This window comes from Streptomyces lydicus, assembly GCF_001729485.1.
GTDB lineage: Bacteria > Actinomycetota > Actinomycetes > Streptomycetales > Streptomycetaceae > Streptomyces > Streptomyces lydicus_D.
The window spans coordinates 844903-868463 of sequence record NZ_CP017157.1 but is presented as its reverse complement, the minus strand read 5'-3'; the positions used below and the strand labels follow the sequence as shown (position 1 = coordinate 868463).

The window sequence follows — 23561 nt, the reverse complement described above, 5'->3', positions numbered from 1 at the left end:
GGTTCGTTCGTTTCCTCACCGACGCCTACGAGGTGAGCTGTCGGGTTCGGACTGATGAGTCGCCCGGCCGGTGCCGTGGGCACCGGGCTTCACCCCAAGCCGGCTGACCCGCTTTCACGGGCCGGGCCGGCGCCTACCTTGGTTCCCCCGCTCCTGCCTTCGGCGCTTGCGCGTCAACTGCCTCCGACCACCGGCAGGATTCGGCGTGTGATCGAAGGGGCCCGCTTTGGCGAGCGGTCATGACCGTAAGCAGAAGCCCGTTGATGTTCAAACCCCCGCATCTGGACCCAGTTGACCGCTTTTGATCACGGAGAGGTCACATCTCCGCAGGTGGGACCCGGTACCCCGAGTACGGACGGACCGGGTCCCACGCGGCGCAAAGAGACGCTTGTCTCACTTTCCCCGCACCGGGGCAAAGACGGCGAACTAGCCTGCGTCGTGCCCGAGATCGAGCTGCTGGCCGGGCTGGATCAGGTCCGCGTCGGAGCCGATGACGCCCTCGTTGCGCTCGTAGAGCGCGGGCCAGCCGCCGGACAGCCGGTGGGCCTGCGCGATGGCTGACAGGCTGTCACCGGGGCGGACGGTGTAGTCGCCGGCCGCCGGGTCCGTACGGTGCGCGTCGCCGCCGCGCGAGGCGTGCCGGCCGCCGGAGGCGCGGTCGGTGCCGTCGCCCGCGCCGTCGTCCGTGTCGCCGCGGTGCCTGCCCTTGGTGGGCTCCCGGTGGGCCTCGCCGGCCGTGTCCGTACGGCTGCCGCCGTCGGCCGGGTCCGTGGAGTCCGCAGGGTCGCCGGTGCTGGACGGGTCGCCGGTGCGGGACGGGTCGCCGGCGTGGCTCGGGTCGCCGGTACCGGAGGCACCGTCCCCGTCGTCGCCCGGTGTGGCGGAGCCGGACGGCTCCTGGTTCCGGTCCGGGTTCCGGTCCTGGTGGCCGGTGGTGTCGCCGGAGTCGCCCGGGTTCGAGGCGTCGGGGGCGGAGGGCGAGGGCGTCGCGTCGGACGGGTCGTCGGACGGCTCGCCCGACGGGTCCTCGTCGTCCTGCGGCCCCGTGGAGAGCCCGGAGTCGGCCGGGTCGGGCAGCGGGGTGCTGGTGCTGCCCGGATCGACCTCGGGGGCCCGGCCGTCCTTGGTCAGCCCCGCGTTCACCGCGCAGCTCGGCCAGGCGTCCGGCCCGCGGTCGTCGAGGATCGTCTCGGCCACCGCGATCTGCTGGGCGCGGCTGGCGAGGTCGGGGCGCGAGGCGTAGGCCGTGCCGCCGTGGCGGTCCCACATCTCCTGGGTCAGCTGCAGCCCGCCGTAGAAGCCGTTGCCCGAGGCCGCACTCCACACGCCACCGCTCTCGCACTGGGCGACCTTGTCCCAGGTCGCGGTGTCGGCGGCGTGGGCGCCGCCGGCGGAGAGCAGCGGCAGCGCGAGTCCCGCGCCGGTGACTCCCGCCGTGACAAAGATGGCCGGTGCTTGACGGGGGCGACGATGTCGGCCGTTCCCGGAACGCATGCGGATGCCTTTCGCGCGGCGGTTGAGTTGTTCGACGACCCGTTCGCACAGGTACGAACGGGCCGGCGGGCCACTCGTCGGCCGATGCGGACACAGGGCGCCAATACACCGGTCCGCCCCGTCACCGCTTCCACCGATCGAGTGAATCCCCCCGATCTTGTCGATCGTCGGTGGAAACGTAGCCGGGGTCACGGGTAGTCACAAGTCGGTGTAGCGCAGATCACGCGAAGGTCACGCAGCTGACTCTGCGTCACTTCCGTCCCGCCGCTGGTCAGCGCGCTCGGGGGTGAACTCCACGGGCAGTGACCGCAGTCCGCGCATGATGAGACCGCCGCGCCAGCGCAGGGCGTCCGGATCCGCACCGAGCCGGAGGTCGGGGAGGCGCCGCAGCAGCGTCGCGAGCGCGGTCTGTCCTTCGAGCCGGGCGAGCGGGGCGCCCAGGCAGTAGTGGATGCCGTGCCCGTATCCCAGATGGGGGTTGTCACGCCGGGTCAGGTCCAGGACGTCCGGGTCGGCGAAGCGCGCCGGGTCGCGGTCCGCGGCGGCCAGCACCACCAGGACGGGATCGCCCGCGGCGATCCGCTGCCCGCCGAGCGTCAGCTCCTGGGTGGCGAACCGCCAGGTCGCCAGCTCCACCGGACCGTCGTAGCGCAGCAGCTCCTCGATGCCGGTGGTCAGCAGCCCGGTGTCGCCCGCCGCCAGCGCCCCCTGCAGCAGCTCGCGCTGGGCGGGGTGGCGCAGCAGCGCGTAGGTGCCGTTGCCGATGAGGTTGACGGTGGTCTCGAAGCCGGCGAAGAGCAGGATGAACGCCATCGCGGCGGCCTCGTTCTCGGTGAGGTGCTCGCCGTGGTCGGAGGCCCGGATCAGGCCGGAGATCAGGTCCTCCCCCGGGTTCTCCCGCTTGCGGTGGATCAGCTCCGCCAGGTACGTGCGCATCTTCTTCACGGACCGGGCGACCCCGCCGCGCGGCCCGCCGCCGTGGCGGATCATCATGCCCGCCCAGTCGCGGAAGTCGTCCTGGTCCTCGCGCGGGACGCCGAGCAGGTCGCAGATCGCGTAGATGGGCAGCGGGAAGGCGAACTCGTGGATGAGGTCGGCCTCGCCCCGGCCCGCGAAGCCGTCGATGAGGTCGTCGGCCAGCTGCTGCACGCGGGGCGCGAACTCCGCGACCCGGCGCGGGGTGAACGCCTTGGAGACCAGCCGGCGCAGCCGGGTGTGGTCCGGCGGGTCGATGTTGAGCAGGTGCGTCATGAGGTTGGCGCTGCGCTCGCCGGGGATGCCGACCTTGCCCTTGCCGTGCGCGGACTCGCTGTGGTGCACCGGGTTCTTGGAGAGCCGGGCGTCGGCGAGCGCCTGCCGCGCGTCGGTGTAGCGGGTCACCAGCCAGGCTTCGACGCCACTGGGCAGCGCGGTCCGGTGCACCGGCGCATGGGTGCGCAGCCAGGCGTACGCGGGGTACGGATCGGCGGCGAACTCCCAGGTGAACAGGTCGGGGGCGGGCGGCCGGCCGGCGGTCGCGGCGGGGCAGCCGGTGGCGGGGGCGGCGTCGGGCTTGTCGTGCACCTTCCGACCGTAACCGGTGCGCGCGCCCCGGTGGACCGGCGGCGGCGGGCGCCTCCCGCTACTCCGCCGCCACCCCCAGTCCCGCGAGGAACGCCACGGCCGCCGGCGACGGGCCGAGGGCGCTCCACACCACCCGCTCGGTACGCTCCGGCGCCGGCCGCGCCCGGACGAGGTGCAGCCCCGGCAGTTCGGAGGCGATCGCCTCCGGCACCATGCCCACCCCCAGCCCCGCCCGCACCAGCTTCGCCAGGAACTCGACGGTGGTCACCTCGAACGCCACCTCCGAGGTCAGCCCCGCCGCCCGGAACGCCTCGTCGCGCTGCCGCCGGGCCGCCGACCCGGCCGTGAAGTCGACGAAGGTCTCCCGCGCCAGCCGCGCCAGCGTGGTCCACTCCCGGCCGGCCAGCGGGTGCCCCGGCGGCACCACCGCCACCAGCTCACCGCGCGCCAGCTCCTTCTCCCGCACCCCGGTCGTGCGCGCCCCGGGCGCCAGCCCGACGAAGGCGACGTCCAGCGTCCCCTCCCGCACCTGCGCGATGAGCGGATCACTCATCTCCATCTGCAGGCTGATCCGCACCTGGGGGCAGCGGCTGCGGAAGTCGCCCAGCTCGCGGGCGAGATCGACGGCCGCGACGGTCGAGATCGCCCCCACCGCCAGCCGGCCGCGCACCTCTCCGGTCGCCGCGGCCACCTCCGCGCGGGCCCGCTCGGCGGCCTGCAGCGCCTGCCGCGCGACCGGTACGAACGCCTCACCGGCGGCGGTCAGCCGGACGCTGCGGCTGGTCCGGTCGAAGAGCCGGGCGCCCAGTTCCTTCTCCAGCCGGGCGATCTGGTGGCTCAGCGCGGACTGCACCACATGGCAGCGCTCCGCGGCCCGGGTGAACCCGCCGGTCTCGGCCACCGCGACGACATAACGCATCTGCTGGAGCTCCATGGCCGCGAGCCTAGTCAGCGATCTCGTTTCACGATGGGTGCGATGAAAACGATGTGTTGGACTCATTGATCCTCTCGGCCCCAGTCTGGGAGGCACCGGCCCCCGCCACCACCGTGGTGACGGGCGACGCCGGGAAGACACGGGGAGGTCACACCATGGAGTCCGACCACGGGCCGGAGCAGCCGGGGCGGCTGGGACGCGGCACGCTGCTGCTGATGTCGGCCGCCACCGGCCTGGCCGTCGCCGGCAACTACTTCGCCCAGCCGCTGCTGGACGTCATCGGCCACGAGCTGCGGCTGTCGGCCGCCACCGCCGCGCTGGTGGTGACCGTCGCCCAGACCGGCTACGGCCTCGGCCTGCTGCTGCTCGTACCGCTCGGCGACCTGGTGGAACGGCGCCGGCTGGCGGTCGTCCTGTGCGCGGCGACCGCGGTGTTCCTGACCGTCACCGCGAGCGCGCCGAACGCCGCCCTGCTGCTGACCGGCACCGCCCTCACCGGCCTCACCTCGGTCGCCGCACAGGTCGTCATGCCGTACGCGGCGACCCTGGCCGCCCCCGCCGAGCGCGGCCGGACCGTCGGCACCGTCATGACCGGCCTGCTGCTGGGCATCCTGCTCGCCCGTACGGCCGCCGGCCTGCTCGCCGAACTCGGCGGCTGGCGCACCGTCTACTGGGTCGACGCCGCGCTGATGCTGGTGACGGCGGTGCTCCTGCGGCTCCGGCTGCCCGCGCTGCGCGGCAGCGCCGGGCTGCGCTACCCGGCGCTGCTGCGCTCCACGCTGGCGCTGTTCGGCCAGGAGCCGGTGCTGCGCCGGCGGGCGGTGCTGGGAGCGGTGTCCTTCGCGGGCTTCAGCGTGCTGTGGACGGCGGTGGCGTTCCTGCTGTCCGGCCCGGCCTACGGCTGGCAGGAGTCGGCCATCGGGCTGCTGGGGCTGGTCGGTGCCGCGGGCTCGCTGTCCGCGTCGGCGGCCGGCCGGCTGGCCGACCGCGGCCTGGCGCACCGCGTCACCGGTGTCGCGGCGGTCCTGCTGCTGGGCTCGTGGGGACTGCTGGCACTGGGCGGCGGGGGCGGCGCCTGGTCGCTGGCCGCGCTGCTGGCCGGCGTGGTCGTCCTGGACCTGGCCGCCCAAGCGGTGCACGTCAGCAACCAGAACCTGGTCTACGGCGTCCGCCCGGAGGCCCGCAACCGCCTCAACTCGGCGTACATGACCAGCTACTTCGCGGGCGGGGCGGTGGGGTCGGCGCTCACCTCGGCGGTCTGGGGCGCCGGCGGCTGGCCCGGGGTGTGCGCGCTGGGGGCCGCTCTCGCGGCGGCCGGCGTCGCGCTGTGGGCCCTCGACCGGCTGCGGCCGGTCCCCCCGGCCGGCGGCCGCACCGCGCACGACCACCGGCCCGAGCCCGCGCCGGCCACGCTCTGACGCCGCACCGCCCCGGGCCGCGGCCCGGGGGGGGGTCTCCCCTTACCGCCCGGCCGCGCCCTCGGCGGCCAGCACCGCGTCCCGGTAGGCCCGCGCCGCCGCGCGCAGCGCGGCCTCGGGGTCGATCCCGTCCGCCTCGGCGCGCACCGCCATCGCCAGCAGGTCGTAGCCGATGCCGTCGCCGGCGGGCGGGGTGACGTCGAGCCCCGCCTTCCGCGCCCGGAAGGCCAGCTTCGCGGTCAGCGCCAGGGCGGGCTGGGCCAGCGGCACGCCCTCGGTCACCGACGTGCGCTGCTTCTCCTCCGCCTTCGTGCGCAGCCAGTGCTCCTTGACGTCCTCGGGGGTCGCGGCGTCCGCCTCGCCGAAGACGTGCGGGTGGCGGCGGATCAGCTTGTCCACGATCGTGCCCGCCACGTCGTCGAGGGAGAACGGCTCGTCCGGGTCGTCCTGCGCGATGCGGGCGTGGAAGACGACCTGGAGGAGCACATCGCCGAGCTCCTCGCGCAGCGCCTCGCGGTCGCCGTCCTCGATGGCCTCGACCAGCTCGTACGCCTCCTCGATGCCGTACTTGGCCAGATCGCGGTGGGTGCGGATGCTGCTCCACGGGCACTCGGCGCGGATCTGGTCCATGACCTGCACGAGGTCGAGCAGCCGCGCGCCGGGCAGGTCGTACGAGCCGGGCAGCAGCTCCAGGTCGGGCATGGCCTCGCGGCCGGACCCGGCCAGCCGGGCCAGCCCGTCGGTCAGCGTGCTCTCGCCGGCGGCCGAGGTCAGAACGACGGCGGTGCGGTCGCCGGACACGCAGTCGTCGACCAGCTCACGGGCCGTCGGGGCGGCGGTCTCCACCTCGACGCCGGCCTCGCGCAGATAGGGCAGCTGCGGATGGTCCGGCTCGGCGCACAGCACGCGGTCGGCCGCGCGCAGCGTCTGCCACGCGGGCCAGGACAGCAGGCCGGGCGCGACCCGGTGGCTGGTGGTGAGCAGGACCAGGCGTCCGGTGCCGGTGCCCTCGGGGCGGGCGTCGGCGCCGGTGTCGGCGGCGGAGGCGTCAGCGTTCACGCCTCGAACGTAACGCACCCCGCCGACAACGCCGGGCGCCGCCCGACGGCCACCACCGCCCGCGGCCGGCCGGCCCGCCTCAGGTCTGCTGCTTCGCCTGCCCGGTGGTGATCCAGGGGTCCTTGGTCTCGCCGAGGATCACCTGCTGGTCGTCCCACTTGCCGAAGCGCGGGTTGACGTCGATGCCCATGGAGCGCGAGGTCCTGGCCAGCTCCCGGGCCAGCGCGCGCTGGCCCGCCGGCTTGCCGCGGTCGGCGCCCAGGTGCTTGGCGACGCCGTCCAGCAGCAGCTGGTTGCGGACCATGGCGTCGACCTCGTCGGGGGCGATGCCCTGCTGGAGCCACATCGCCTTCAGCCGCTCGGCGCCGCCGGCCTGCTCCTCGGCCTGGTCGCGCCACTTCTGGACCGCGCGGCGGGTGACCGTCACCCCGGCGTCCTCGGCGCTGCGGGCCAGCACCCGGTCGAAGATCATGCCGTTGAGGGTGGCCAGGCTCAGCCGCCCGGTGTTCATGATCAGCTGGGTGCCCTGCGGGGACTCGGCCTGCGCGGCACGTACGTCCTTCACCTTCGCCTGCAGCTGCGCGACGGTGATCCGCTTCCCGTCGACGACGGCGGCGGCACCGGGGTGCGCCCCGCTCCCGCAGGCGGTGAGCAGCGGGGTCGCGGCCAGCAGGGCGGCGGTGGCGGATACGGAGAGCGCTGTCCTACGGCGGAACACATGGCCTCCCGGCAGATCGTGCGACGGAGTCTCGACCTTGAGTGATCGATGCTAAGGAGTCGTCGTGGCCCAGGCCACTGCTTCGGCCAACGAGCTGTGGCGGAGTCGGTCGCGCCCGGCCGGCCAATTGCGGTTGACGCTCCGCCGGACGCGCGGGTTTGCTGCCGTGGTGAGCATCCTTCGCATCGAACAGCCGGACGACGACGCCGGGTTCAAGGACTGGCAGTACGTCCACAACCTGATCATCCCCACCCACCAGCTGTCGCTCGACGACGTGCGGGAGCGCGCCGGGCGCAACATCCTGGAGGTGGCCTACCGCGACGACGTCCTCGTGGGCTGCACGACGGTCCGTCCGCCCACGGACGACACCGCCACGGCCACCGTGATCGCCCGCGTGCTGCCCGGCCACCGCGGGCAGGGGCTCGGCCGGCGGCTCTACGAGCGGGGGCTGCGGCGGGCGCGGGAGCTCGGTGCCCGGGCGATCGAGACGGTGGTCCTGACGTCCAACACCGACGGGCTGCGCTTCGCGGAACGGCACGGATTCGTCGAGGTCGAGCGCTATGTGCTGCCGGGCGAGACCATTCCCTGGAGCACGCTGCGGCTCGCCTGAGCCGCGGCCCGGGGCCCGGGCGCGGGGGCGCCGGCCGCGGCCTCGCGGCGGCGTTGTCAGACCCCCGTGCCAGGCTGCGAACATGACCACCACCGAACGTCTCATGCCGCCGCTGGACGCCGACGAGCGCGCCTCGTTGGAGAGCTGGCTCGACTTCTACCGCACGACCCTGGCCGGGAAGTGCGCCGGGCTGACGGAGGATCAGCTCCGCACGGCGTCCGCGCCGCCGTCGCCGCTCACCCTGCTCGGCCTCGTCCAGCACATGGCGGAGGTCGAGCGGAACTGGTTCCGCCGGGTCCTGGCCGAGGAGGACGTGCCGCCCCTGTTCGGGCCGGAAGCCGGGCCCGGTACCCACAGCGGCGGCTTCGACCTCGCCGAGGAGGACACGTACGACCGGGCGCTGGCCGCCTGGCGGGCCGAGACGGACCGCGGCCGGGAGAACTGCGCGGGCCGCGCGCTCGACGACACCGCGCCCTTCGGGGACGGCCGGGTCACCCTGCGCTGGATCTACACCCACATGATCGCCGAGTACGCCCGGCACTGCGGCCACGCCGATCTCCTCCGCGAGCGCATCGACGGCAGTACGGGGGTCTGACCGCGGACCGGTGGCCCCGGGGCCACCGGTCCGGACGGCCGCCGGTGCGGCTCAGCCCTGGACCTGGCTCAGCCAGTACAGCGTCCGGCGCAGCTCCTCGGTGAAGGCGTGGTGCGGGCCGTGCAGGCGCTCGGCGTCGTAGAGGAGGCGGGAGAGGGTCTCCTGGGCGGCGCCGCGTTCGCCCTGGGCCAGCAGCAGGTGGCCTATGGACCGCCGGATCTCCAGGGGGCGTACGGGGTCGTCGGCGTAGTGCTCGAAGTAGGGCAGCAGGGCGCGGTACTCCTCCAGCGCCTGGGCGACCTCGCCGAGTTGCTCCAGGCACTGGGCCGCCTCGAAGTGGAACTGGAGGGCCTGGCGGGTGGCGCCGGCACCCGACTCCTTGCCGAACTCCTCGGCCAGCAGGCGGAGTTCGGGCAGCGCGCGGCGGTACTGGCCGTCGTCCATGAGGGTGGCGGCGTACTGCTTGCGCAGGGTGCGCACGACCGGGGAGTGCGGGCCGTGCCGTTCGGCGGCGGCCGGCAGGATGCCGCCGAGGATGTCCACGGCGTGGGTGATCCGGCCCTGGTCGAGCAGGCTCTTGACCTCCTCGACGGCGGCCGCGACGTCCGGGCCGCCGGTGCCGCCGGTGACGTGCGGGGCGGCGGCGCCGGAGGTCCGGGGGTCGGCGGCGGCCGTCCAGGCCCCGGCCTGCGAGCGGGCGGGCCCGAAGGCCGCCGGCGGACCGGACGGGGCCGAGGCGCGGGGGTCGGCGGCCCGGGGGCCCGGCCCGGTGGCGGCCGCCCCGAGGGGCGCCGGCTGCCGGTCACCCGGCGGACCCTGCGGGCCGGGTACGGGCGGCACCAGCGGGGTGGAGACCGCCGTCGGCGTGGGGGCCGGGGCGGGCGCCGTCGTCGAGCGGGCCGGCCAGGGCGCGTGCGGCTGCCGGAAGGGGCGGGTGGGGTCCATGGGGGCGAGCGGTGCGGAGGCGCCCTGCGGGCCCGTGGCCGCGGTCGGCAGCAGGGGCGCCAGCGCCCGGTAGACCTCCTGGGCGTCGGCGGGGCGCGCCTGGGGGTCCTTGCGCAGCAGGTGCAGCACCAGCGCTTCGAGCGCCTCGGGGACGTCGGGGCGCAGGTGCCGGACGGGGACCGGTTCCTCGTGCAGGTGGCGGTGCAGCACGCCCAGCGCCGTCGACCCGGCGAACGGGACCTCGCCGCTGAGCAGTTCGTGCAGCAGCACCCCGAGGGCGTAGAGGTCGGTGTACGGGCCGACGGCGCCGCCCATGGCCTGCTCGGGCGCCATGTAGGCGGGGCTGCCGATGGGTGAGCCGGTGTGCGTGAGGCGGGTGGTGTCGGTGTCCAGGGCGGAGGCGATGCCGAGGTCGAGGACGACCAGGGAGCCGTCCGGGCGGATCATGACGTTGCGGGGCTTGAGGTCGCGGTGGACGATCGGCACCGCGTGCACGGAGGCCAGCACGGCGCACAGCTGCGCGGCGACCGAGACCGCCCAGGGCCAGGGGTAGGGGTCGTGCTCGGCGAGGTGGTCGGAGAGGTCGGCGCCCTCGACGTACTGCATGACCAGATAGAGGTCCTCGTCGTCGCTGCCGGCGTCGTGGACGGTGACCAGGCCCGGGTGGTCGACCTGTGCGGTGACCCGGCACTCGCGGACGAAGCGGCGGCGCATCTCCTCGCCGTCGGGGGTGCCCGCCACCCGGTCCGGGCGGAGCAGTTTGACGCCGACCCGGCGGTCCAGCCGGCGGTCGTAGCCGATCCAGACCTGGCCCATCCCGCCCTGGCCGAGCAGCGCGGAGAGTTCGTAACGCCCGCCGATGACCCGGCCGTTCACTTCCCCTCCTCCTTGCGGAGGTAGTCGCTGAGTTCATCGAGCTCGGCCCGCACCCGGTCGAGGCGCTGCGGCTGCGGCTGCGACCGCTCCGGGGGCGGTGGCGCGGGGCGGTACGGGGCCGGGGCGGGTCCGCCCTGCCCCGGGTGCGGCAGGTGGGTCTCGGTCACCGCGTACGGGTTGACCGGGCCCGCGCCGGGCGACCCGTACGGCGGGGTCTGCCGGTCGTGGCGCGGGTAGGGCGCGGGGGGCGGCGGGTAGCCGTAGCCGTGCGGCGGGCCGGGGTAGGGCGCCGCGGCGGGCCCGGGGGCGCGCTCGGCCCGGATGTCGACGACCAGGTAGTACGCGACGGTGCCCGCCATCTGCAGCAGCAACAGGGCCACCGCGACGTCGGTGCGCCAGTCCGTCTCGGGGTAGCCCTCCGACCACAGGCTGGTGCCGATGACCAGGGCCAGATCGCCGCCGAACAGCCACCATCCCAGCGGCCTGCGCTGCACGATCGCGGCCCGCAGCAGCGCCGCCCAGGCCAGGAATCCCAGGCTGAGCACCGTGCCGGCCACGAACAGCACCCGCAGTGCGATGACCGTCCCCTGTCCCCGGGGACGCTGCGGCGGGTGGGCCGGGGCGGGGCCGTGCATTGCTGCTCCTGACGGGTCGTTCGGGCGGGCGCGGGGCGGTGCCGCGGCGGCCCGTGGGGTGGCGCCGCTCCCCGCGCGGGCGGGCTCGGGTGCGCGTACGTGCGCCTGAGCGTATATACGACGCCGGGTGCGCGTGCGGGGTTGTACGGAATGGGCCGGGCAATGTGCCGGCGGCGGGGCCCGCCGGGCCGCCCGCGCCGGCTCGTCAGTCCGGGGCGACCGACCCGTCCGTCAGCCCGTCGTGCAGCCCCTGCACCAGCTGCTCGCCCAGGCGGGCGGTGAGCCGCAGCGCCCCCTCGAAGGCGGCCAGGTCGCGGAAGCGCTGCCCGTAGCGGCGCTGGTCGGCGAGCGGCAGGCGGGGCAGCTGGAGGCGGCGGACGTCGAGCCGGGTGGCGGTGGAGGCGTAGCTGCTGGCCCGGCGGTTGTTGGCGGTGCCGCGCAGGAAACCGGCGAGGAACCAGGGGTCGAGGGCGGCCGGGTCGGGGCGCAGCAGGGTCAGGTTGCGGCCGAGGGCGGCGCCGGCGGTGCCGTCGTCGGCGACCCGGGCGACGGCGCCGCCGCCGAGGACCGGGACGACGACGTCGCCGGCCTGGAGGAGGACCGGTTCCTCGGCGGGCCCCGAGGCGGGCGCTTCGGGGAGGGTGCCGGAGGGGGCGCCGCCGCCGATGACGTCGTGGTCGGTGAGCACCGCGGGGGCCGTCCCGCCGGCCGGTACGGTGCCGGCGCCGCCCGCACGCAGCACCAGGGCGCCGGCGCGGGCCAGTTCGCCGACGGTGGTCAGCGGCCAGCGGGCGGGGCCGGCCGCGCCGCCGTCGGAGCGCGGGGTGAGTGCGGTGGTGCGGGCCAGGGTGGTGGTCAGCCGCTCACGGACCCGGGCGAGTTCGGCGGGGCCGCCGGCCGCCGCGGGCGGCGGGAGGTGGCGGGCCGGGGCGAGGTCGACGTCGTCGTCGAGGAGGTCGATGGCGGCCAGCGAACGGCGGACGCCGGGCCGTTCCTCGACACCGCCGTCGCGGTCGAAGGTGCGCCACGCCTCCACGGCGGTGGCCCGGACGGTCTGCCAGTCGGGCTTGTCGCGGCCGGCCGGGGCGCCGGCCGCGAGCTCGGCCGTGTCGACGACGAGGAGCTGCGGCGCGGGCGGGGTGGTGCCGGGCTTGCGCAGCACCCACAGGTGCAGCGGGACGCCGTTGGGTGGCGCGGCGCCGGCCGGCAGCGCGATGACCGCCCGGAGCGCGCCGCGGCGCAGCAGGTCGGCGCGGATCCGGCGGCCGGAGCGGCGGGAGGCCGCGGCGGGCGGCATGAGCAGCACGGCGGTGCCGCCCTCGCGCAGCCGGGCCAGCGCGTGCTGGACCCAGGCGAGTTCGGACTCGGTGCGGGCCGGGAAGCCGTACTCCCAGCGGGCGTCGTAGGCGAGTTCGTCGTGGCCCCAGTTGCGTTCGTTGAACGGCGGGTGGACCAGGACGGCGTCGGCGGCGAGCTCGGGGAAGGCGTCGGCGCGCAGGGTGTCCGCGGCGCGCACCCGGACCTGGGCGTCGGGCACACCGAGGGCCAGCCGGAGCGCGGTGAGCGCGGCGAGGTCGGCGTCGGCCTCCTGCCCGTAGAGGGTGACGGGGGCGGCGCCCTCCCCGGCGTCGCTCCCCTCCGCGGCGCGCTCCCGGGCGGCGGCCAGCAGGGCGCCGGCGCCGCAGGCCGGGTCGAGGACGGTGCCCGACGGCCCGGCCACCGCGGCCAGTTCGGCCATCAGCGCGGCGGGCCCGGGCGGGGTCAGGGTGTACTGCCGGGGGTTGGCGTCCAGGTGCCGGCCGAGCAGGAAGTCGTACGCCGCGGCGGCGCCGTCCGCGGCCGCGAGGTCGCCGGTGGCGCGGACCAGCGCGGCGGAGGGGGCGAGCGCCTCGCGGGTCAGTCCGCGGACGGGGTGGCCGGGACCGAGCCGGGCGGCGAGGACGGAGTCGAGCACCGCGGGCAGGACGCCGGTCAGCTCGGCGTCGTCGGCGGCGGCGCGCAGCTGCTGCCAGGCGGCGGGGCGGTCGTGCGCCAGCAGCAGCACGGCACCGGCCTGCCGCAGCGCGGCGGCGGCGCCCGCGGGGTGGCCGACGAGCTGCTGCCAGACCCGCTCGCGCAGCGGCACCTCGGCGAGCTTCCCCTGGTCGCGAAGCCACTGCTCGATGTCGCGGAGGGCGAAGGCGGGGCTGGTCTCGGTGCCGCCGACCGGCTTGGGGAAGTCCGCGTGGCGGCGCCGCCAGTTGCTGACCGCGGCCCGGCCGACGCCGGCGAGCCGGGCGATGCCGGCGGCGGTCACCTCGGTGGGCCGGTCCTGTGTACGCGTCGGCGCGGTCCTGGTGTCCGTCGCGTTGTCCGGCGATGCGTTGTCCGCCACCTGGCTGGCTCCCTCCGGTGACCCCCGAACCTCTCTGTGTCGGCAGCATACCCATTCACGCCCAACCTCCCCCTTCACAGCGTGAACTCATCGACTTCCTTCATTCATGTTGACTCGGTTCACAGCCTCTGTTGTTATTGACCCATCGCTTCAGCGGAATTGGAACGAGTGCCCGGAAGGGGCCCCTTCGCATGTCTCATCAGATGCACTACCAGCCCACCCCGCAGGGCCCGGCCGGCGCTCCCGCCCCCCAGGCGGCCCGCAACGGGCTCGGTGTCGCCGCCCTGATCCTCGGCATCATCGGCGCCCTCAGCGGCATCCCGATGATCCTTTTCTGGCTGGCCGGCCCGCTCGGCGTCCTGGCGCTGATCTTCGGTCTGGTGGGCCGCGGCCGCGCCAAGAAGGGCCAGGCCACGAACAAGGGCGTGGCACTGACCGGCGCGATCCTGGGCGTGGTCGCGATCATCCTGTCCGTCGTCGGCGCCGTCGTCACCCTGGTTGCCGTGAACAAGGCCGTCGACGAGGTGCACCAGCAGGTGGAGCAGAGCTCCGGCCAGCCGAAGGACGGCTCGGGCCAGAGCGCCAAGGAGCTCACCGCGGGCGCCACGGCCAAGTACAACAACGGCGTGCAGGTGACCGTCTCGAAGGCGACCCCCTACACCGTCGACCCGAGCACCCTCGTCAGCGGCCACGCCGACGGCAACAAGGCGTACAAGCTCACCGTCACGATCAAGAACACCGGCAGCAAGGCGTTCGACAAGCCCCTCGTCCAGACCAAGGCCCGGGTCGACGGCAAGGAGGCCCAGGAGGTCGACGACGACAAGCACGGCATCCTGCACCACGACTTCGGCAACTCCATCAACCCCGGCGCCACCGCCACCGTGGAGATGGTCTTCGACGCCCCGCCGACCGCGAAGGACCTCGACATCGAGGTCACCCCGGACCTGCTGCTCGACGCGGTCCACTGGAAGCTGGCCCTCTGAGCCCCGCTCACCGCGGCTCCCTCCCGCACTCCCGCCGGCCCGGCACCGCGACCCCGCGGCGCCGGGCCGGCGCCGTGCCGCCCGGGAACGGGCCGCCCCGGAGCCGCGTCTGAACCACTGCCGGCGCAGGTCGGCCGCACCGTCCCGGCAGAGGCGTGCGTCCGTTCGAGTATCTTTCCGGCAGTTGAGAGTGAGTGAGGACCCTGATGGACACGGCCGCAGCAACGGCTGGGGGTGCCCCGGGACGGAGTACGGGGGAGAACGGCAGCACCGTGCCACCGCCCCGGACCGCCGCCGCGGCCACCGCCTCCATATCCCCGGCCCCCGACGGCCCCCCGGCCGACCCCGGCCCGCTGCGGCGCGCCGCCCGGCGCCTGCGGGAACGGACCGCCCCGCTGCGCGTCCCCCGCCTCGACCCCTACTGGACCGCCGCGTTCTTCTTCCTCTGCTTCGCGCTGCTGGCCGTCTGCCGGTACCGCGGCATGTCCAGCTCCTCCTGGGACCTGGGCATCTTCGAGCAGGCGATACGCGGCTACGCCCACTTCCGCGCCCCGGTCGTCGACCTCAAGGGCCCCGGCACCAACATCCTCGGCGATCACTTCAGCCCCGTGCTGATCGTGCTCGCGCCCCTCTACCGGGTCTTCCCTTCCTCCCTGACCCTGCTGCTCGCCGAGGCCGCGCTGTTCGCGCTCTCCGCGATCCCGGTCACCCGGGCCGCCGCCCGCTACCTGGGCCGGCTGCCCGGCCTCGCCCTCGGCCTCGCGTACGGCATGTCCTGGGGGGTGCAGAAGGCCGTCGACTTCGACTTCCACGAGATCGCGTTCGCGCTGCCGCTGCTCGCCTTCGCCCTCGAAGCGGTGCTGCGCGGGCGGTGGACCGCGGCGGTCTGCTGGGCCGCGCCGCTGGTCCTGGTCAAGGAGGACCTGGGCGTCACCGCCGCCACCATCGGCGCCCTCGCCCTGCTCCGCACCCGCCGGGCCGGTCCGCTGCCGATCGCCCTGGTCGCCTTCGGCCTGACCGCCACCGCCCTCACCCTCGGCGTCCTCATCCCCGCCGTCAACGGCTCGGGCTCGTACGACTACTGGAGCAAGTTCGGCGCCGACGGCGGCGGCGCGGTGATCCCGCTCGACACCGCGCTGCGCACCACGCTGTGGGTGCTGCTGCCCACCACCGGGCTGCTCGCGCTGCGCTCCCCGCTCCTCCTGGTCGCACTGCCCACCCTCGGCTGGCGCTTCCTCTCCCACGAGCCGCACTACTGGGGCATCGACTGGCACTACAACGCCGTCCTGATGCCGGTGGTCTTCCTCGCCCTGGTCGACGCCCTGCCCCGGGCCCGGGTCTCGCCCCGCCCCTGGTTGCGCTCCTACGCCCACCACCTGCCGGCCGCCGTACTGGCCGCCGCCCTCGCGCTGACCGCCGACCTGCCGCTGGCCCGCCTCACCGAGGCCGCCACCTACCGCGTCCCACCGGGCGTCCCCGCCGCGGAGCGGCTGCTCGACCGGATACCCGACGGCGCGACCGTCGAGTCCGACATCCGCCCCCTGAGCCGGCTCACCGGCCGCACCCGGGTCTTCTGGACCGGCGACACGGGCGGGCTGGCGCCGGACTACATCACCGCGCAGCTGCGCGACCGGACGCCGCGTCAGCTGCTCGCCGAGGCGCGGGCCCGCCACCCCAGGTCCACGTACGTCTACCTCGGCGGGGCGGCGGACGTCGTGGTCCTCCGCCGGACGTCCGCCCACTGACCGGCGCGTCCCCGGCGGGCCCGCCGGGGACGTGCGGGGCGGCCCCCGGCGGGGCGGCCGTCACCCCAGGACGGTCGTGAGGAACTCGCCCACCCAGGCGAGGAGTTCCCGTCCGACCAGCGGCTTGCCGCCGATCTTGCCCGTCGTGGGGCGGGGGACCAGGATCTGCCGGGTGGCCGGCTTGAGGACCGTACGGGGGTAGAGCCGCTTGAGGCGGAGTTCCTGGGACTCGCGCAGTTCCACGGGGCCGAAGCGGATGTTGGCGCCCTGGAGGGTGATGTCGGAGACGCCGCAGGAACGGGCGAGCATGCGCAGCCCGGCGACCAGCAGGAGGTTCTCCACCGGCTCCGGCAACTTGCCGTAGCGGTCGGTGAGTTCCTCGCGGACGGCGGCGATGTCCTCCTCCGTCGTGGCCGAGGCGATGGCGCGGTACGCCTGGAGGCGGAGCCGCTCGCCCGGCGCGTAGTCGTGCGGGACGTGCGCGTCCACCGGGAGTTCGATCTTGACTTCGAGGGGCGGTTCCTCCTCCACGCCGCCTTCCAGGGAGGCGCGGTAGTCGGCGACCGCCTCGCCGACCATGCGGACGTACAGGTCGAAGCCGACGCCCGCGATGTGGCCGGACTGCTCGCCGCCGAGGAGGTTGCCGGCGCCGCGGATCTCCAGGTCCTTCATGGCGACGTACATACCGGCGCCCATCTCCGTGTGCTGGGCGATGGTGGCCAACCGCTCGTGGGCGGTCTCGGTGAGCGGCTTCTCCGGCGGATAGAGGAAGTAGGCGTAGCCGCGCTCGCGGCCCCGGCCGACCCGTCCGCGCAGCTGGTGCAGCTGGGAGAGGCCGAAGTTGTCGCCGCGCTCGACGATCAGGGTGTTGGCGTTGGAGATGTCGATGCCGGACTCGACGATGGTCGTCGACACCAGCACGTCGAACTTCTTCTCCCAGAAGTCGACGACGACCTGCTCCAGTTGCGCCTCGCCCATCTGCCCGTGCGCGGTGGCGATCCGGGCCTCGGGGACGATCTCGCGCAGCCGGGCGGCGGCGCGGTCGATCGACTCGACGCGGTTGTGGATGTAGAAGACCTGGCCCTCGCGCAGGAGTTCACGGCGGATGGCGGCGCCGATCTGCTTCTGCTCGTAGGGGCCGACGAAGGTCAGGACCGGGTGGCGCTCCTCGGGCGGTGTGGTGATCGTCGACATCTCGCGGATGCCGGTGACTGCCATCTCCAGGGTGCGCGGGATGGGCGTGGCGGACATCGTGAGGACGTCGACGTTGGCGCGGAGCTTCTTGAGCTGCTCCTTGTGCTCGACGCCGAAGCGCTGCTCCTCGTCGACGATGACCAGGCCGAGGTCCTTGAACTTGGTCTCGGAGGAGAAGAGGCGGTGGGTGCCGATGACGATGTCGACGGCGCCCTCCCGCAGGCCCTCCAGCGTCGCCTTGGCCTCGGTGTCGGTCTGGAAGCGGGACAGCGCCCGGACATTCACCGGGAACTGGCCGTAGCGCTCGGTGAACGTGCCGAAGTGCTGCTGGACGAGGAGGGTGGTGGGCACCAGGACGGCCACCTGCTTGCCGTCCTGCACGGCCTTGAACGCGGCGCGGACCGCGATCTCGGTCTTGCCGTAGCCGACGTCGCCGCAGATCAGCCGGTCCATCGGGACCGACTTCTCCATGTCCTCCTTGACCTCGGCGATGGTGGTGAGCTGATCGGGCGTCTCCGCGTACGGGAAGGCGTCCTCCAGCTCGCGCTGCCAGGGCGTGTCCGGGCCGAAGGTGTGGCCGGGGGCCGCCATCCGGGCCGAGTACAGCTTGATGAGGTCGGCGGCGATCTCCTTGACCGCCTTCTTGGCGCGCGCCTTGGTCTTGGTCCAGTCGGCGCCGCCGAGGCGGTGCAGCGTCGGTGCCTCGCCGCCCACGTACTTGGTGACCTGCTCCAGCTGGTCGGTGGGGATGTAGAGGCGGTCGCCGGGCTGGCCGCGCTTGGCGGGGGCGTACTCGACGAGGAGGTACTCGCGAGTGGCGCCCTGGACGGTGCGCTGCACCATCTCGATGTAGCGGCCCACGCCGTGCTGCTCGTGGACGATGAAGTCGCCCGCCTCCAGGGTGAGCGGGTCGATGGTCTTGCGGCGGCGGGCCGGCATCCGGGCGCCGTCCTTGCCGGCCGCCTTCTGGCCGGAGAGGTCGGTCTCGGTCAGCACGGCGAGCCGGAGCCCGGGGTCGACGAAGCCGTTGTCGAGGGAGCTGCACGAGACGTGGACGACGGACGGCGAGATCTCGGGCAGCTCGGGGTCCAGGCGGGCCGCGATGCCCTCGCTGCCGAGCACCTCGACCGTACGGGCGGCGGGGCCGTGCCCCTCGGTGAGGAAGACCGTGCGCCAGCCGTCGGCCAGCCACTGCTTGGTGTCGGCGAGCGCGCGCTGGGTGTCGCCGCGGTAGGTGTCGGGCGCGTGCATGCCCAGCTTCAGGGTGTCGCCGTCCCCCACGGCGGGGCCCTCGTCCGCCGCACCGTCACCGGCGGAGAACTGGCTCACCGACCACCACATCATGCCCAGCTCGCGGGCCCGGTCGCGGACGTCGGCGATGCCCCACAGCGAGGCGGCGCCCACATCGATCGGCGCCGCTCCGCCGCCCGCGCTGGCCGCCCAGGACGCCTGCAGGAACTCCTGGCTGGTCGCCACCAGGTCGGCGGCCCGGGTACGCACCCGCTCCGGGTCGCAGACCACGGCCATCGAGCCCGCCGGCAGCACGTCCAGCAGCAGTTCCATCTCGTCGACCAGCACCGGAGCCAGCGACTCCATGCCTTCGACGGCGATGCCCTCGGCGATCTTGCCGAGGAGTTCGCCCAGCTCGGGGTGGCGCTCGGCGAGCGCGGCGGCCCGGGCGCGGACCTCCTCGGTCAGCAGCAGCTCCCGGCACGGCGGCGCCCACAGGCCGTGCTCGGCGACCTCCAGCGACCGCTGGTCGGCGACCTTGAAGTAGCGGATCTCCTCGACGTCGTCGCCCCAGAACTCCACCCGCAGGGGGTGCTCCTCGGTCGGCGGGAACACGTCCAGGATGCCGCCGCGGACCGCGAACTCGCCGCGCTTCTCGACCAGCTCGACCCGGGCGTAGGCGGCCGCCGCCAGGGCGTCGACGACCTCCTCCAGATCGGCCGTCCCGCCCGTGCGCAGACTGACCGGCTCCAGGTCTCCCAACCCCTTGACCTGCGGCTGGAGCACGGAACGGATGGGCGCGACGACCACCGAGACCGGGCCGGCGGTCGGGTCGTCGGCGCGCGGGTGGGCGAGTCGGCGCAGCACCGCGAGGCGCCGGCCGACGGTGTCCGAGCGCGGCGAGAGCCGCTCGTGCGGCAGCGTCTCCCAGGACGGGAACTCCACGACGGAGTTGTCCGCGCCGGCCGGCATCAGGCTGCGCAGCGCGGCGGCGAGGTCCTCGGCCTCCCGGCCGGTGGCGGTCACCGCCAGCACGGGGCGCTTCGCCTCGCGGGCGAGCGCGGCGATGGTGAAGGGGCGGGCGGCCGGCGGGCCGACCAGATCGACGTGCCGGCGGTGTCCGTCGGCCGCGGCCTGCACCGCTTCGGCGAGCGCCGGGTCCCGTACGACGGCGTCGAGCAGACCAGTCAGGCTCATGAAAAGGTTCCGTCCCAGCAAGCGAGGCGATCAACGCGAACGGCCCGCGACGTGGCACGGGCGGGGCTGCCCACGATACGCCGGACCGCCGACAACCCGCCGTCGGAGCCGCCGGCCCCCGCCCGGGGCGCACCGCGCGGGGCCGGGAGTGTCCGGTCGGCGAGAAGCGCCGTTCCGCATCCCGGTCGCGCGTGGTTGGCTGTCCATGGGAACGGTGTCCGATACACACACCGACGGCACGTCCGCGGAGGGGGAAGCGTGAGCCGCACGACCAGGGACAGCGACAGGCCGACGGACCGGGGTGCGGACGGCCCGGACCCCCACATAGCGGAGGCCGGCGGCCCGGCCACCCGGCGCGGCCCGGTCGTCGCGGCCCTCATGCTCGGCATGGCGCTGGCCGCGCTCGACGCCACGATCATCGCCACCGCCGTACCGCAGATCGTCGGCGACCTCGGCGGCTTCGCGGTGTTCTCCTGGCTGTTCTCCGGCTATCTGCTGGCCGTCACCGTCACCCTGCCGGTCTACGGCAAGCTCTCCGACACCTTCGGCCGCAAGCCCGTCCTGCTCACCGGCATCGTGCTCTTCCTCGTCGGCTCGCTGGCCTGCGCCGGCGCCTGGAACATGGCGTCGCTGATCGCCTTCCGGGTGGTCCAGGGGCTGGGCGGCGGCGCGCTGCAGGGCACCGTGCAGACCATCGCCGCCGACCTGTACCCGATGCCGGAACGCCCCAAGATCCAGGCGAAGCTCTCCAGCGTCTGGGCCACGTCGGCGGTGGCCGGGCCCGCACTGGGCGGGCTGCTGGCCGCGTACGCCGACTGGCGGTGGATCTTCCTGGTCAACGTGCCGGTGGGGGCGGTGGCGCTGTGGCTGATCGCCCGGCACTTCACCGAGACCGGACGCGGCGGCCGCGCGGGCGGGCGGCCCCGCGTGGACTGGCCCGGCGCGCTGGCGATCTTCGTCTGCGGCGGGCTGCTGCTGACCGCCCTGGTCCAGGGCGGCGTCGCCTGGCCGTGGCTGTCCGCCCCGTCGCTGCTGCTGTTCGCCGGCAGCGCGGTGTGCGCGGCGGTCACCGTCCTGATCGAACGGCGCGCCGCGGAACCGATCATCCCCGGCTGGGTCTGGCGCCGCCGCCCCAGCTCCGCGGTCAACCTCGCGCTGGGCGCGCTGGGCCTGCTGATGGTCGCACCGACCGTCTTCCTGCCCACCTACGCGCAGGCGGTGCTGGGGCTCGGCCCGACCGCCGCCGGCTTCGTGCTCTCCGTGATGACCCTCAGCTGGCCGGTGTCGGCCGCCCTGAGCAGCCACGTCTACAACCGCCTCGGCATCCGCAACTGCGCGGTGCTGGGCATCGGCGCCGCCGGACTGGTTCTGCTCGCCTTCCCGCTGCTGCCCTACCCCGGCGCCGCCTGGCAGCCCGCCCTGCTCATGCTGGCGCTGGGGGCCGCCCTCGGCCTCTTCCAGCTGCCGCTGATCATCGGCGTCCAGTCGTCCGTCGGCTACGCCGAGCGCGGCACCGCCACCGCCTCGATCCTCTTCTGCCGCCAGGTCGGCCAGTCGGTCGGCGCCGCGCTCTTCGGCGCGGTCGCCAACACCACCCTCAACGACCGTCTCGCCGGCGCCCCTTCGGACATCCGCCCCGGCCTGCCCGGCGACCTCGACGCGGTCTCGCGCGCCCTGGAGCACACCGGCGCCCTCACCGCCCACGCCACGGACTACCTGCGCCGCGCCGTCGCCGCCACCGTCGACCACGTCTACCTCGGCGCCGCCGCGGCCGCCGCCCTCGCCCTGCTCGCGCTGGTTCTGCTCGCGCCGCGGCGCTTCCCGGTGCACGCCGACGCCCCACCCGGCGGGGCCCCGGCCGAGGCGCCCGCGGGCGACGACGGCCGGGCCCGTACGGGCGGGACGGAGCCGGACGCGACGTAGCGGGCCGGGGCCCGGCGGCCGGTCAGCGGCGCGGTCGGGGCAGCTCCGTCTCCAGGGTGTCCGCCTCGTCGGAGCCGGCGCGCCCGGCGGCGTCCGGGCCGGCACCGGCGCTCCCCGCGCGGTCCCCGTCGAGGTCGTCCGGCAGGGCCACCGGCGCCTTCCCGGTGAGCGCCGCCAGGCTGTTGCGCACGTGCGTCATGTGGATGCGCAGCTCCGCACGCTCCTCGTCGTGCTCGCGCAGGGTCCGCTCGGTGGCCCGCTCGATCCGCTCCACCTCGACCCTCGCCTGCCTCAGCAGCCCGGCGGCCCGGTCCTCGGCGTCCTCCTGCCGGTGCCGGGCGGCCTCCTCGACCTCCGCGTACAGCCGGCGGTGGTCGGCGAGCACGGTCCGCCCGCGGGCGTCCAGCTCCGCGACGAGGTCGTCGGTCGCGGCCTCCCGCTCGGCGATCTCCCGCCCCGCCGTGTCCCACCCCTCGGCCTGCTGCTTCTCCTGGTCGCGCACCATCCGCTCGGTGCGCCGGACGGTCTCCTCCAGCGCCTCGGCCGCCTCCTCGCGCAGCGTCTCGGCCTCCTTGGCCGCCGCCGACACCATCCGCGCGGCCTCGTCCTGCGCCCTGACCTCCGTCCGCCGGGCCAGCTCGTCCGCCTCGGTGCGCAGCGCGTACGCCGCCTTGTCCGCCGCCTCCCGCACCTCGCGCCCGTAGGCGTCGGCCTCGTCCCGCAGGTGCGCGGCGGCCTCCTCCGCCTCGGCGCGCAGCCGCTCCGACTCCGACTCCGCGGTGGTGAGGATCAACCGGGCCTCGGTGCCGAGGGATTCGTACGTCTGCGGCGGCAGCGTCGCCAGATGCAGCCGCACCGCGGCGAGTTCGGCCTCCATCTCGTTGCACAGGACGGTGAGCCGTGCGGCGCGCTCCCAGCAGGAGTCACGGTCGACGGAGAGCCCCTCGAAGCGGCGGTCCACGTCCTCCGGCCGGTATCCACGCCCTCGTACGGTCTCGAACCCGTGAGGCGACACCGATGCACTCATCCCTCAAGCCCCTCTGTGCAGTTACGCGCGCTGTTCTTCGGACCGGCCGGGATTCCGTGCCGTCGCGGCACGCCTACCGGCCCACCGCACCAGGATGCGTCATTTATCGGCAGAAGTCGGAATTGGATCATCGTTGCGGAGAGCGAGGAACAACCGCTTCGCCCCGCTTTCGTCCCACCGCAGCACCGACCCGGCACCGGCCACCATCACGCCGGGCTGACGCACCGGCACCGTGGCCGCCGCCCCACCGCCGCCGGCGATCCGCTTCATCGACCAGCCCATGTCCAGCAACTGCCCCACCCCGGCCCGGTCATCCACGGTCAGCGCCGCCAACGACGCGTCCATCACCCGCGTCAACCGGGACGGGTCCAGATACACGTCGGAGCCGGCCATCCGGTCCGCCACCGCGCCGAGCAGCTGCCGCTGCCGCTTCACCCGTCCGAGGTCACCCTCCGGGTCCGCGTACCGCGCCCGTACGAACGCCAGCGCCTGCGTCCCGTTCATCCGCCGGCAGCCGGCCGGGAAGTCCGCCCCCGACTTCTCGTCGACGAGCGGCTTGTCCAGACACAGCCGGACGCCCTCCAGCGCGTCCACGATCCGCACGAACCCCAGGAAGTTCACCTCGGCATAGCGGTCGATGCGCAGCCCGGTCGCCTGTTCCACCGTCCGGGTGAGCAGCTTCGGGCCGCCGTCCGCGTACGCCTCGTTGATCTTCCGGCTGCCGTGCCCGGGGATCGGGACGTAGCTGTCCCGCGGCAGGCTGACCAGGGTGGGGCCGTGGTCCCCGGAGTGCAGCACCATGATCGTGTCGGTGTTCCGCACGTCGTTGTTGCCGACGTGCAGCTCCCTGCGCTGCTGCCGGGTCAGCTCGGAGCGGCTGTCGGAGCCGACCAGCAGCCAGTTCGTGCCCCGGCCCGGGGCCGGCCGGCCCGGATAGTCCCCCAGCGCGGCCGTGTGCTGGAGCTGCCGCCCCGCCCGCATGTACAGCCCGGCCCCCGCCGCCACCACCAGGACCACCAGCACCAGCAGCGCCGCCAGCAG

General features: G+C 74.8%; 17 protein-coding genes and 1 riboswitch. Of the genes, 6 read left to right on the top strand and 11 right to left on the bottom strand.

Annotated elements, in window-relative coordinates; all coding sequences use genetic code 11:
* Nucleotides 1–7 precede the first annotated feature (7 nt).
* Nucleotides 8–175: riboswitch (cyclic di-AMP (ydaO/yuaA leader) on the bottom strand.
* 251 nt (nucleotides 176–426) lie between these two features.
* The 3 genes from SL103_RS03790 to SL103_RS03780 all read right to left on the bottom strand — a co-directional run bounded on the left by SL103_RS03790 (nucleotide 427) and on the right by SL103_RS03780 (nucleotide 3991).
* Nucleotides 427–1494, bottom strand: a complete 1068-nt coding sequence (locus SL103_RS03790; protein ID WP_069567346.1) for a transglycosylase family protein — start codon at nucleotides 1492–1494, stop codon at nucleotides 427–429.
* A 231-nt stretch (nucleotides 1495–1725) separates the two neighbouring features.
* A complete protein-coding gene (locus SL103_RS03785; protein WP_069567344.1) occupies nucleotides 1726–3057 on the bottom strand; it encodes a cytochrome P450 family protein in 1332 nt (443 codons plus the stop codon).
* Between the two features lie 58 nt (nucleotides 3058–3115).
* A complete protein-coding gene (locus SL103_RS03780) occupies nucleotides 3116–3991 on the bottom strand; it encodes a LysR family transcriptional regulator (protein WP_069567342.1) in 876 nt (291 codons plus the stop codon).
* Between the two features lie 155 nt (nucleotides 3992–4146).
* On the opposite strand from SL103_RS03780, the gene SL103_RS03775 reads away from it, so the two are divergent.
* Nucleotides 4147–5409, top strand: a complete 1263-nt coding sequence (locus tag SL103_RS03775; protein WP_079145554.1) for an MFS transporter — start codon at nucleotides 4147–4149, stop codon at nucleotides 5407–5409.
* 42 nt (nucleotides 5410–5451) lie between these two features.
* On the opposite strand, the gene SL103_RS03770 is transcribed toward SL103_RS03775, so the two are convergent.
* Both SL103_RS03770 and SL103_RS03765 read right to left on the bottom strand, forming a co-directional pair.
* The gene (locus SL103_RS03770) at nucleotides 5452–6468 is read right to left on the bottom strand and encodes a nucleoside triphosphate pyrophosphohydrolase (protein WP_069567340.1); all 1017 of its coding nucleotides are present in this window, start codon (nucleotides 6466–6468) and stop codon (nucleotides 5452–5454) included.
* Between the two features lie 79 nt (nucleotides 6469–6547).
* Entirely contained in the window at nucleotides 6548–7186 is a 639-nt protein-coding gene (locus SL103_RS03765) for a SurA N-terminal domain-containing protein (RefSeq protein WP_069567338.1), read from the bottom strand.
* 169 nt (nucleotides 7187–7355) lie between these two features.
* On the opposite strand from SL103_RS03765, the gene SL103_RS03760 reads away from it, so the two are divergent.
* Nucleotides 7356–7796, top strand: coding sequence for a GNAT family N-acetyltransferase (locus tag SL103_RS03760; RefSeq protein WP_069573376.1), 441 nt, complete (start codon nucleotides 7356–7358; stop codon nucleotides 7794–7796).
* Between the two features lie 82 nt (nucleotides 7797–7878).
* Entirely contained in the window at nucleotides 7879–8391 is a 513-nt protein-coding gene (locus SL103_RS03755) for a DinB family protein (RefSeq protein WP_069567336.1), read from the top strand.
* 51 nt (nucleotides 8392–8442) lie between these two features.
* Here SL103_RS03755 and SL103_RS03750 read toward each other — a convergent pair whose 3' ends face one another.
* The 3 genes from SL103_RS03750 to SL103_RS03740 form a co-directional block, all read right to left on the bottom strand.
* On the bottom strand, nucleotides 8443–10212 hold the full coding sequence (locus SL103_RS03750) for a serine/threonine-protein kinase (protein WP_069567334.1): 1770 nt from the start codon (nucleotides 10210–10212) through the stop codon (nucleotides 8443–8445).
* On the bottom strand, nucleotides 10209–10847 hold the full coding sequence (locus SL103_RS03745) for a hypothetical protein (RefSeq protein ID WP_069567332.1): 639 nt from the start codon (nucleotides 10845–10847) through the stop codon (nucleotides 10209–10211). The genes SL103_RS03750 and SL103_RS03745 overlap by 4 nt, the downstream gene beginning before the upstream one ends.
* A gap of 205 nt (nucleotides 10848–11052) precedes the next feature.
* Nucleotides 11053–13221: an N-6 DNA methylase gene (locus tag SL103_RS03740; RefSeq protein ID WP_079145553.1), complete on the bottom strand. Its 2169-nt coding sequence runs from the start codon at nucleotides 13219–13221 to the stop codon at nucleotides 11053–11055.
* A gap of 191 nt (nucleotides 13222–13412) precedes the next feature.
* Between SL103_RS03740 and SL103_RS03735 the strand changes: the two genes are divergently transcribed.
* Together SL103_RS03735 and SL103_RS03730 are read left to right on the top strand one after the other, a co-directional pair.
* Complete coding sequence (locus SL103_RS03735) at nucleotides 13413–14204, top strand: DUF4190 domain-containing protein (RefSeq protein WP_079145552.1); 792 nt, start codon at nucleotides 13413–13415, stop codon at nucleotides 14202–14204.
* A gap of 206 nt (nucleotides 14205–14410) precedes the next feature.
* Nucleotides 14411–15949 carry a DUF2079 domain-containing protein gene (locus SL103_RS03730; protein ID WP_079145551.1) on the top strand — a complete coding sequence of 513 codons (1539 nt, stop codon included), beginning with the start codon at nucleotides 14411–14413 and terminating at the stop codon, nucleotides 15947–15949.
* Between the two features lie 60 nt (nucleotides 15950–16009).
* On the opposite strand, the gene mfd is transcribed toward SL103_RS03730, so the two are convergent.
* A complete protein-coding gene (mfd, locus tag SL103_RS03725; RefSeq protein WP_069567327.1) occupies nucleotides 16010–19570 on the bottom strand; it encodes a transcription-repair coupling factor in 3561 nt (1186 codons plus the stop codon).
* A gap of 258 nt (nucleotides 19571–19828) precedes the next feature.
* Here mfd and SL103_RS03720 point away from each other — a divergent pair, with 258 nt between their 5' ends.
* Nucleotides 19829–21493, top strand: coding sequence for an MFS transporter (locus SL103_RS03720; protein WP_432215334.1), 1665 nt, complete (start codon nucleotides 19829–19831; stop codon nucleotides 21491–21493).
* A 22-nt stretch (nucleotides 21494–21515) separates the two neighbouring features.
* Here the strand turns inward: SL103_RS03720 and SL103_RS03715 are convergent, their stop codons facing one another.
* Both SL103_RS03715 and SL103_RS03710 read right to left on the bottom strand, forming a co-directional pair.
* Complete coding sequence (locus SL103_RS03715; protein WP_079145550.1) at nucleotides 21516–22520, bottom strand: cellulose-binding protein; 1005 nt, start codon at nucleotides 22518–22520, stop codon at nucleotides 21516–21518.
* 99 nt (nucleotides 22521–22619) lie between these two features.
* Nucleotides 22620–23501: an LCP family protein gene (locus tag SL103_RS03710; protein ID WP_244304134.1), complete on the bottom strand. Its 882-nt coding sequence runs from the start codon at nucleotides 23499–23501 to the stop codon at nucleotides 22620–22622.
* Between the last annotated feature and the right edge of the window lie 60 nt (nucleotides 23502–23561).